The following is a 9,015-nucleotide window of genomic DNA, read 5'->3' on the forward strand; positions in this document are numbered from 1 at the left end:
GTAGCCGCAGGGCTGCCTCAGTCCCGCGCTGGTGCGGCCACCGCCGTATGAGGCGGCCCGGCGACTGGTTTGCTAGGGCTTACCCCCAGACGGCGACAGGCGGGCTTCCATCGCAACCGCCGCCCGATGCACACCGCGATCCTGGCCTACCCGAAGCAGAATTTCCCACCCAGAGGTACGCAGTAGGCCCGCTGGTGACGAGCAGCTTTGACCACCGCGTCAGGTAGATCAACAGGGGAACTCCAGATCAAGGGTCGGTTGGGGGTGATTGCCCCGCGTTCTTTTGGCTAGGTAGTACGAGGCGGCCAAGTCGTAGCCGCCGCCCGGCGCCTTGCCAGGTAAGTGCCGGCCGAACCGGGAGTCGGGCCGGACGGTGATGATCGGCCCACCAGCCTCAAGCCATCCGGGCGGGTAGGCACGTTTCACCTGAACCAGCCACCGCTCGTAGTTCGACTTCGGCCGCTGCACTGCGGGCAGGTCACGCCAGCCAGGCCACGCGTGGTCGTGCGCGTCCTCGATCGCGTCGCCGTTCCTGGCTCGCGTCTCGCCTTCCCAGCCGCAGCCGAGGCACCCGCCACGGTAGAGCTGGTGCCACTTCGGTTCGTCGACCACGCGGCCCAGTAGGGTCGGCCGGTGGTCGGGCGCAGTGGAGGTGACGCCGTCATGTTCTTTCGCCCCCGGGTGGCCGAAGTAGATGGCCCACATGCCGCGCCCCTGGCCGATGGGGATTTCTCTGAGCGCCGCCTGGCGGGCGGCGACGCCGCGCGGCTCACCGCCCATCGGATTGCCCCTGCTCGGCGAGTGACCACAGGATCACCTTCACGGCGCGGCTGTAGTCGCCCTCCTTGCGAGTCCCGATCTCATGCCGTACGTGCCCATCCAGCTCCAGGCTCTGCAATGCGTGCTGCACGGGCCTATACGACATCATCCGGAGCGCTCGGGCGAGCATCCATGCGCTGATCCGCAGATGCGGATATCTGCGGAGGTGCTCCAACACCTGCGGCTTGATCTCCAGGTACACGATCCCCCGCCGGTCAACGTCGCCCTCCAGCTCCCGCAAGTACCGCTGGACGGTCCGCTCGCAGACGCCGAGATGTTTTCCGATCAGGGCAAGATCGGTGATGCCGTCACGCAGCAGCCGCGCGGCCTGCTCCTTCCGTGCGGCTCGCTGGCGGCGGACGGCGGCCGAGGCCGCCGTCGTGGCGTCGGGACTCACCACGTCCGCCCGCTCTCCAAGTCGTCGGCGCGGACGCCACCGGGATATTCGTCGCCCGCAGCCGCCATGACTGCTTCGACCGCGCCTTCGGCCGGCTGCAGCGTGGCCGCGGGCGGCTCCCAGTCGGGACGAGAGGCGACCATGGCCAGGTACAGCCAGTCCGGCAGGTGAGCCCACGACTCGGAGGCGGCGCTGTACCTGCGCTCGGTGACGGTCATCAGGCCCACCTCACCGTTCGCCTTCCGATTCGGGCCAGTCAGCACGTACATGGTGAGCCTCCAGCCGTGGTCGGGCCTCCACTCCCACTGGTAGGTGGCCTTGCGGGGGAAAAAGTCACGCTGGCCCGGCCGGATGATGGGGTCGGCCGCGACGAACTCATCCTTGATGATGGCCTTCACCTTCGTCCGGTTGACCGTCGTCCAGCCGTGCGGCAGTCTGGTCATCTCCATGTCGGCGGCCGGCGGGCCGAACAGGGCGTTGTCGTCCACGAGGGTTCCTTTCACAGCAGAGCGAGTTGTTGATGTACGGGCTTGGGCCGCGGCGGCTTCGACCGCCGCGGCCAGCCGGGCGGCAGCCACTGCGCGAGGTCGTAGCTGCCGTCCCAGGGGTCGGGGTTGTGTGGGGGCGCGTCGACGTCGATCAGGCCGGGCGGCGGCTCGTCGTCGCGGAGCAGCGCGGCGCGCCAGCCGAGGACGGTCGGGAGCGCCCGGTCGGGGCCGGCGCGCTGCAGGTAGGTGCCGTCGACGGAGCGGGCCCAGTCGACGAGCCGGTAGCGCAGCAGGGAGTTGACCCGTCCGACATGAGTCCAGAGGCCGATGCTGTTGGCGACCCGTCCGAGGTTTTCGGCGGCAGGCGACAGCTTCCACGCCGTCGAGCCGCCGATGAACAGGCAGTCGAAGTCCTCCCAGTCCCACAGCGGGCAGAACTCCATGTAGTCCTGCGCGACCAGGGCGGCCGGGAGGCCCATGGCGCGGATCTCCTTGAGCATGTGCCGTGACCGCGCCACGGTGGCGAACGCGTTGCCCACCACGTCGGGCGCGGTCACGAACAAGCACCTGTCGGCGGCCGGGACGAACCGCTCTAGCCAGCGCAGGTACTTGGCGTCGCCCGGGTACTTGCCGCTGAACACCGCGTTGTCCACGCCGAACAGGCCCGCATCCGGAACGCCGTTGCCGCTGGCCGGGTTGAGGATCGCACCCAGCCGGCCAGCGGTAACCTGCTCCCGGATGAGCGGGGTCGACGGCGGCGCGAGGTAGAGCGGCGGCATGCTCATCCGCTCGCGGCCATCCCGCGCAGCATGGTCCGCAGCTCCGCGAACCTGCCCGCGCCGAGATTCCTGAGCCCACGCAGCTCGTCATCGCTGTACGCGGCCAGGTCGCCGAGGGTGAAGATGCCCGCCCGCGCCAGCAGGTTCCGGATCTCGCCTGACACCGACAGGTCGTCGATCTTGGTCGTCACCGGCAGCCAGGAGTAGCGCACCAGGTCGGCCGTCGTCGCGGTCTGGACGACGATCTGGTCCACCATCTGGTCGCGCCAGCCACGGACCCGCGTGCCGAACTCGGCCGCCTGCTTGTGCTGCGGACACATGCCGGGGTCGGCCTTGTCGCAGTCGAGGCAGTCACCCAGCCACGGGCGTTCCTCAACCTGGTCGGCGAAGTCGCCGAGCAGGTCAGTGACATGGTCCCAGATGTCGCTCGTCAGGGTGACGGTCAGCGTCCGGTTCGGGTTTGTGGGCATGAGAGGGTCCTTTAGACGCTTGCTGTTTTGCTTGCATGAATGGCCAGCGCCGGAGAGATGGGCTAGCAGGGGATGACGACGATGACGGTGCTGAAGGTCGTCGCCGGGGCGAAAGAGCCCGCAGGCAGGTCCTCGAACCAGCCGCCGTGCGCTTCGACCGTGTCTCGGAACGACGCAGCAGCCTTGGTCCGGCTGGTCGTCACGCCCTGGCCCATCACCGAGACGAGACGACCGCCCGGCTTGACGAACCCGAGGGCGTGGGTGACGTGCGCGATGTCCCGCCCTTCCGAGAACGGCGGGTTGGCCACCACCCGGTCGTAGGTGCCGAGCTGCGACGTGTCCGTCTCCAGGAAGTCGTGGCGGTACAGCAGGTTCGCGCCAGGGACGCGGGACGCCAGGACCTCCACGAGGCCGTTGTCGATCTCGACGCAGTCCACGATCGCGCCCAGCTCGACGGCGGCTGCGGCGATGTTGCCGGTGCCTGCCGAGGGTTCGAGCACGGTGTGGCCGGACTGGATATCGGCCAACTCCATCAGCCGTGCGACCACCTTGGGTGGCGACACGAACGCCTCCCGGCCGGCGCCCACCGTCATGTTGCTGAGAGCCTGCGCGGCGACCCGCAGCTTCTCGACGTCGATCGCTGGCACCTCGAACTTCGGCTTGGCCGGGGCCTTCTTCGCGGGCCGGTTCGTCGTGGTGACTTCGAGGCCGTTTTCGCCGTGCGGGCAATCGACGCGGCGGATGTCGGCGAACTTCACCTTGTCGGGCCAGCTGTAGTCGGACTCGACGGCAACGGTCACCGTGTTGACCTTCATCACAGTGCGCGCCCGGATCCCCCAGTAGTGCACGACGTCGCCGACATGCACGTTGTGCTTGTCCCACATGACGTACTCGCCCGCGTCCACCGCGGCGGCGAGCTGCGCACGGTCGTATTCGAGCTGGTTCTCCAGCTGCGCCTTGCGGGCGAGTTGCATCTCCCGGTAGTCGCCTTGGGCGGGCGCGTGGTTCTCGACGTAGCGTGCGTTGCCCCTGTAGTCGAGGTGCCTGCGCTCGTAGCCCTCCAAGTTCTTCTGGATCTTGCGTAGCTCTGCCTCGGCCGTCTCGATCCGGCGCCGGGTCACGGCTGGAGTCGCCGAGCGACGCATCTGGCGGCCAACCGCGTTCGCGCGCTCAGCAGCGCTCTGCGCCGCGTTGTCCTCGGAGATGCTCTTGCGCATTGCGGCATCCATGCGCTTCCGGTCGCGCCGTGCGCCCCGCTCGGAGTGGTGGCCAACCAGGATCGGCTGGCCAGCCGCGAACCGCTCGCTGATCTGATGCGCTCGCTCGTGCGCGGCTGCCGCCTCGCCGGCGTGCCGGCCGGCCTTCGCTTCGAGCGCGTCACGTCGGTCGTCGAGCCGGTCGGCCTTATCCGCCAGGACCTGAGCGCGGTCGCGGAAGGTGTCATCGATCTCGACTTCGACCTCAAACCCGGCCTCGCGCAGGGCCTTCGCCGCGGCGTGGATGGCGTACCGGTCGGCGACCTGGTCACGGCTGTTGCGCAGCCCAAGCATCCCGATCGAGCGGAAGTAGCGGAAGCCGCCGTTCTCCCACTGGCGGATGATCTCGTACACGCCGTCGCCCTTGCGGGTGCCGTACACGAGGGTGCCGTCCTCGTGGTTGTGCCTGATGGTGATGGTCAACGTGCCCCTCTTCTGGGTTGGTTGGGTGAGAAGGGGCGGCGGTGGGTGGCCGCCGCCCGGGTGAGTGGTTCAGGCCGGTCAGGACCGCTTGAAGGTCCAGCCGGACGGCAGAGACACCGACCGGTCGCAGTCGGAGCACTTGAAGCCCTCGTGACCGGCGGTGCGCTCGTCCAGGCCGGTGGATGCGCTGATCACGCGCTCCTCGGCGATGTAGAGCGGGTTCTCGTCGCCGTCCGTGGTCGTCTCCGCGATCGAGTCGCCGCCGCACCCGCTGTAAGGGCAGGCTAGAGACATGCGGAGGAAAACGGTCGGTGCGGCGTCGAGTTCGAGCGTGGCCTGGTTCACCGCAGGCTCCGGACGCCCGGGTCGCTGGCGGTGCGGCACAGGTCCTTGTGCATGTAGCTGAGCTGGAACTGGTCGGGCAGGCCCTCGATGGCGGCGGCCCGCGCCTTCATGTTCATGAAGGACGTCGGGTTGCTTTCGTTCATGGAGCCGATCTCCACGTCCTCCGGCAGCGGGTTGCCGGGCCGGACCACCTGCAGAATCCACGCCTGGGCCGTGACGCCGTGCTCGCACAGCGGGATGCCAGTGATCGCCTGAGTCGTCGGTGCCGGGAGGAAGGGCACCTGCAGCCAGGCGTCGTCCCACGGAAGGCCCATCTCGTGCGCGGTGTCGCCGACCGCGCCCTCGTACCCCTTGGCGATCTCCTCCAGCGTGTAGCCGTGATCGCTGATGTAGCGCGCAACCTTCCGCACGATGGCCTGCGGTGTGAGCTCGACCACCAGTACGGCGTCATCCGCGTGCCAGCGCTCGGCCAGCTCGTCGAGCTTCCCGGCCGCGTAGTAGCGGCCGTTCATGAACTCCCCGGTCCAGGTGATAGCACCGGCGAGGAGGCGAGGAGCGTTGGCGACGGCCAAGCCCTGCGACCGGATGGTGTGGTCGTGCTCGCCCCAGCCGGGCGTCCCCGCGAGGACGTACCGCTTCTCCAAGGTGATGTCGGTGGCGGTCACTGCTGTGGTCCCTTCAGGCAATCGCGGAGGAGGTGGGTGTCCATGAGGGCGTCCAACGCCTTGGTGACGCTCTCGCCGTAGCCGGGCTGGTCGCCGCGAACCCGCTCCTCGCACAGGGGGCACGTCACGCCGATCGTGAAGTTCTCCCGGTCGTGGAAGTAGCCGTGGCGACGGGCCTGCCTAGCGAGCTGGGCGCGGCCGGTCTTCGTGGCCGGGTTCGGGTTGCGGGTCACTCGTCGCCCTCGGCGGACTCGTCGTCAAGGAGGCCCTGCGCTTCGTCGGCCGCCGCCTCGAGGAAGTCGAGGTCGAAACCGCCCTCATCACGAAGGATCTTGTCGAGCAGCTCGGCGACTTCCTCCCTCGTCGGGACGGGGCCGGCCACCGACACGTACACTGCACACGAGCCGGGGCAGCTCCCGCCTGGCTCGGTGCCGCAGTGCTCGCAAGGCTTCTTGGCCGGGACGGTGTCGCGAACGTCGAACACCCGCTCGCTGGTCCAGCCAGACCACTTGCCGTCGACGGTCTCCTCGGTCTCGCCGGTGTCCGGGTTCTCCTCTTCGACGATCTTGTTGCCCTTGCGACGCGCCAGGACGCACATCGGCTTTGCTTCGGGCCGGACGCCCCGGCCCTCCCGGGCCCAGTAGAACGCGGAGTTGACCCGGGTCGCGGCCGGGTTCTGCGCCATCATGCCGAGGGCGTTGCCGAGGGTGCGGTGACCCATGACGCGGCTCGCGTACACCCGGAATGCGTCAATCAGATCAGACCGCTGCGCGAGGAGCACCGCCGCGCTCTCCCTTGCCGCGATAGCCGTCTGCTTGTCGGCATGCTTGCGCGCCGACCACTCCGCGCGCTGTTCGGGGGTGAAGTTGGCGCGGGGACGCCTTCTCTTGGTCCTGCGGGTCGTGGATCCCATGGTAGGAATGACCTTTCTCGCTAGCGTTTTTGATTGCGTGATTGAGCTGGTCCTTGGTCGGGCCAGCAGCCGAGAGGCTGGTCCGCCGGCAGGGCGGGGGCCGAATCGCTCCTCGCCGAGGGCCACGAGCGACTGGTACGTTCAGAACCGCGTCTACCGCCGTCCTGGCCCGGGTTGAGCCCGCCGCCTCCAGAGCACGTCGGCCGCGTATTCCAGGTGCATGGCCTGCACGTCACAGGACCACTCCTCGCCCAGATTGACTCGCTCACCAGCGGAACGCTTCTCGCCAGGTAGGGTCCGGTAGCGGGCGGCGAGGTCGCGGAGTTCTGCGATGCATTTGCGGCGTTCGTCGGCACGGATCGCCTCCTCGGGGGCGGCGAAGGCGAGCGCAGTGCTCTCCACGACGGCGGCAGTCTGTGCGGCCTCCTCGGGAAGGTCGGGCATCAGGGAGCCTCCTTAGTGGTAGCGGAGATGGTGCCGTCGTAGTCGGCCGCCCACGCGCGCATCCGCGCGAGGAACTCTTCCCACGTCTTCGTCGCGCCGTCGTGGTACTCGAATCCGAGGCTCGTCTTGCGTCCGCCTTCGGCGAACTTGACGATCTGCCACGCCCAACTGTGGGGCGTGGCCCAGCAGTGGAACAGGGTCTTGCCGTCGTTGCATGGGATGTACTCCGACTTCCGGTCGTCGCCCATCAGGTGGAACTCCTGGAACGCGGTCACCGCGGCATCGGTCGCGAGCGCGGGCCGCTCGGCCTCGAACCGGCCGAAGCCGGGGATCTCGGCCTCGTACCGGCCCTTGCCGTGCGTCCGGATGATCACGATGTCGGTCAGCTTCGCCATGAGGGGTTTGGCTCCTTAGTCAGTGAGGGGGGCACCTAGCGCAAGTAACAGTGCTTGCGTCAAGTGCGGACAGGGTTACACGTACTCGTGGATCCAGGCCAGGCCGGTGTTGTCGAGGTCGTACTGCGCTCGGGTCACGGTGACGTAGGCGAGCATGGCGTCCGGGCGGGAGATCTTGCCCTGCTTGCCGTCAGCAGTGGGCTTCGGCTCGGGGAAGTCGTTGGCCACCTGGACGCGGTGCCACTCGCGCCCCTTCGCCTTGTGGCCGGTGGAGATCTCAACCTCGGGGTTCGCGGTGACGAGCTTGGACACCGTGTCCAGCACCACGTCGGGGCCGTGCTCGTCGATGAGGTTCACGAACGGCCGCAGGTCGGAGCCCTCCTCCTCCTCAACGTAGTCCTGCAGCTCTCCCCAGTTCTTGAACGCGAACAGCTCGGGGTGGGAGCAGCCGCGGCCATCCTTGAGCTGGGTCGCGGCCTCGGCCAGCTTGCGGATCTGGTCGCCGCCGCCGACGAGGGAGACGCGGCGGCCGGCCTGCAGCTGCTGCATGACCTGAGCCATGGCGGTGCCGTTGGTGCGACACAGGATCGCGTCGGGCTCGTCCAGCTCGATGATGCGGCTGTTGATCTGGTCGAAGCCTCGCAGCCGCAGGGGGGCGTCCAGGTACTCCAGCCACACGTTCGCCTCCTCGGCGACGGCCACGCCGAACCTGAAGCTCTGCGACAGGGTCTTGCGGACGCCGTCGAACCCCGCCATGGCGTTGTCGGCGCCCCGCCACCCGTAGATGGACTGGGCGTCGTCGCCGACGAGGACGAGCTGGGCATGCCGCTGCTGGTTGACAACCTTCGCGACGGGTGGGTTGGAGTCCTGCGCCTCGTCGAGCAGCACGTAGTCGTACTTGGTGAGCTGCGGTTCGGACAGGCACCACATCTTGAGGTAGCAGTCATGGGAGAAGGGCAGCTGACCGCGGGGGTCGCAGATGTCGTCCCACGCCTTCTGCGCCAGGAACGGGATCTCAGCGGCGAGCGTCGCCTTCGTCTCGGGGTCGTCCAGGCCGGGGATGCGCGGCACCGGCTGGGAGAGGATGTTGGTGCGGGCGGAGCGGGTGAACGCGCCGACCGTGGCCATGACGATCCGGGCGACGTGCGCCGGGGGGATGATGGTGGTCGGCGTGTAGATCGGGCTGTTGACCTTCAGCAGCCGGGCGACGTCCTCCGACTTCATGCGGGCCGCCTTGAGGCGGTGCGCGTACTTGCGGCCGACCGCGCCGAACGCCAGGCCATGGCTGGTCTTGCAGGTGACGGAGTCGGGGAACGACTTCTGCGCTTCGACCTGGATGGCCTTGTTGTACGCGATGTACAGACCTGTGCGCTTGGGGACCGCGCGCGCCGCCATCTTGAGCACGGACGTCTTGCCGCAGCCGGCCCCGGCCTGGATGACGAGGTTCTTGTCGCCGGGGATGAAGGTTTCGACGATGTCGGACTGCTCAAGGGTGGGCTTCGGTGCCATGGCCGGTTCTCCTCGGGGATGCCGTACTGCTGGCTGTAGTGCTAGCAGCAAAGGCCGGGTTGGGTTGGTTTGTTGTAGGCCCGCCGGTGGGTGGCCGCCGGGCCGGAGGGTT

Annotated in this window: 13 protein-coding genes; all 13 read right to left on the reverse strand. The window is 68.4% G+C overall.

Features of this window, described 5'->3' with window-relative positions; genetic code table 11:
• Positions 1 to 228: 228 nt before the first annotated feature.
• On the reverse strand, positions 229 to 780 hold the full coding sequence (locus AB0H64_RS32805; protein WP_357632397.1) for a DUF6349 family protein: 552 nt from the start codon (positions 778 to 780) through the stop codon (positions 229 to 231).
• The gene (locus tag AB0H64_RS32810; RefSeq protein WP_357632399.1) at positions 770 to 1,216 is read right to left on the reverse strand and encodes a hypothetical protein; all 447 of its coding nucleotides are present in this window, start codon (positions 1,214 to 1,216) and stop codon (positions 770 to 772) included. Before AB0H64_RS32810 ends, AB0H64_RS32805 begins: the two co-directional genes overlap by 11 nt.
• Positions 1,213 to 1,704 carry a hypothetical protein gene (locus AB0H64_RS32815; RefSeq protein WP_357632401.1) on the reverse strand — a complete coding sequence of 164 codons (492 nt, stop codon included), beginning with the start codon at positions 1,702 to 1,704 and terminating at the stop codon, positions 1,213 to 1,215. Before AB0H64_RS32815 ends, AB0H64_RS32810 begins: the two co-directional genes overlap by 4 nt.
• Before the next feature lie 11 nt (positions 1,705 to 1,715).
• On the reverse strand, positions 1,716 to 2,489 hold the full coding sequence (locus AB0H64_RS32820) for a hypothetical protein (RefSeq protein WP_357632403.1): 774 nt from the start codon (positions 2,487 to 2,489) through the stop codon (positions 1,716 to 1,718).
• Positions 2,486 to 2,953 carry a DNA-directed RNA polymerase subunit alpha C-terminal domain-containing protein gene (locus AB0H64_RS32825; protein ID WP_357632405.1) on the reverse strand — a complete coding sequence of 156 codons (468 nt, stop codon included), beginning with the start codon at positions 2,951 to 2,953 and terminating at the stop codon, positions 2,486 to 2,488. Before AB0H64_RS32825 ends, AB0H64_RS32820 begins: the two co-directional genes overlap by 4 nt.
• 62 nt (positions 2,954 to 3,015) lie before the next feature.
• Positions 3,016 to 4,632 (reverse strand): DUF3560 domain-containing protein, encoded by a 1,617-nt coding sequence (locus AB0H64_RS32830; RefSeq protein WP_357632406.1) that lies wholly within the window; start codon positions 4,630 to 4,632, stop codon positions 3,016 to 3,018.
• A 78-nt stretch (positions 4,633 to 4,710) separates the two neighbouring features.
• Positions 4,711 to 4,926, reverse strand: coding sequence for a hypothetical protein (locus AB0H64_RS32835; RefSeq protein WP_357632408.1), 216 nt, complete (start codon positions 4,924 to 4,926; stop codon positions 4,711 to 4,713).
• A 47-nt stretch (positions 4,927 to 4,973) separates the two neighbouring features.
• Entirely contained in the window at positions 4,974 to 5,642 is a 669-nt protein-coding gene (locus AB0H64_RS32840; protein WP_357632410.1) for a hypothetical protein, read from the reverse strand.
• Positions 5,639 to 5,875 carry a hypothetical protein gene (locus AB0H64_RS32845; RefSeq protein WP_357632412.1) on the reverse strand — a complete coding sequence of 79 codons (237 nt, stop codon included), beginning with the start codon at positions 5,873 to 5,875 and terminating at the stop codon, positions 5,639 to 5,641. Before AB0H64_RS32845 ends, AB0H64_RS32840 begins: the two co-directional genes overlap by 4 nt.
• On the reverse strand, positions 5,872 to 6,555 hold the full coding sequence (locus AB0H64_RS32850) for a hypothetical protein (RefSeq protein WP_357632414.1): 684 nt from the start codon (positions 6,553 to 6,555) through the stop codon (positions 5,872 to 5,874). The genes AB0H64_RS32845 and AB0H64_RS32850 overlap by 4 nt, the downstream gene beginning before the upstream one ends.
• A gap of 153 nt (positions 6,556 to 6,708) precedes the next feature.
• On the reverse strand, positions 6,709 to 6,999 hold the full coding sequence (locus AB0H64_RS32855) for a hypothetical protein (protein WP_357632416.1): 291 nt from the start codon (positions 6,997 to 6,999) through the stop codon (positions 6,709 to 6,711).
• Positions 6,999 to 7,394, reverse strand: coding sequence for a hypothetical protein (locus AB0H64_RS32860; protein ID WP_357632418.1), 396 nt, complete (start codon positions 7,392 to 7,394; stop codon positions 6,999 to 7,001). Before AB0H64_RS32860 ends, AB0H64_RS32855 begins: the two co-directional genes overlap by 1 nt.
• Positions 7,395 to 7,469: 75 nt before the next feature.
• Entirely contained in the window at positions 7,470 to 8,903 is a 1,434-nt protein-coding gene (locus tag AB0H64_RS32865) for a UvrD-helicase domain-containing protein (protein ID WP_357632420.1), read from the reverse strand.
• Positions 8,904 to 9,015 lie beyond the last annotated feature (112 nt).

Origin of the sequence: Nonomuraea sp. NPDC050733, assembly GCF_040654215.1 — a bacterium.
Taxonomy (GTDB): Bacteria; Actinomycetota; Actinomycetes; order Streptosporangiales; family Streptosporangiaceae; genus Nonomuraea.

Bases quoted from the DNA above. Each gene is read 5' to 3' on its own strand.
- AB0H64_RS32820 (WP_357632403.1), bottom strand. From the start codon at position 2,489: ATGAGCATGCCGCCGCTCTACCTCGCGCCGCCGTCGACCCCGCTCATC.
- AB0H64_RS32860 (WP_357632418.1), bottom strand. From the start codon at position 7,394: ATGGCGAAGCTGACCGACATCGTGATCATCCGGACGCACGGCAAGGGC.
- AB0H64_RS32805 (WP_357632397.1), bottom strand. From the start codon at position 780: ATGGGCGGTGAGCCGCGCGGCGTCGCCGCCCGCCAGGCGGCGCTCAGA.
- AB0H64_RS32850 (WP_357632414.1), bottom strand. From the start codon at position 6,555: ATGGGATCCACGACCCGCAGGACCAAGAGAAGGCGTCCCCGCGCCAAC.
- AB0H64_RS32835 (WP_357632408.1), bottom strand. From the start codon at position 4,926: ATGTCTCTAGCCTGCCCTTACAGCGGGTGCGGCGGCGACTCGATCGCG.
- AB0H64_RS32855 (WP_357632416.1), bottom strand. From the start codon at position 6,999: ATGCCCGACCTTCCCGAGGAGGCCGCACAGACTGCCGCCGTCGTGGAG.
- AB0H64_RS32865 (WP_357632420.1), bottom strand. From the start codon at position 8,903: ATGGCACCGAAGCCCACCCTTGAGCAGTCCGACATCGTCGAAACCTTC.
- AB0H64_RS32825 (WP_357632405.1), bottom strand. From the start codon at position 2,953: ATGCCCACAAACCCGAACCGGACGCTGACCGTCACCCTGACGAGCGAC.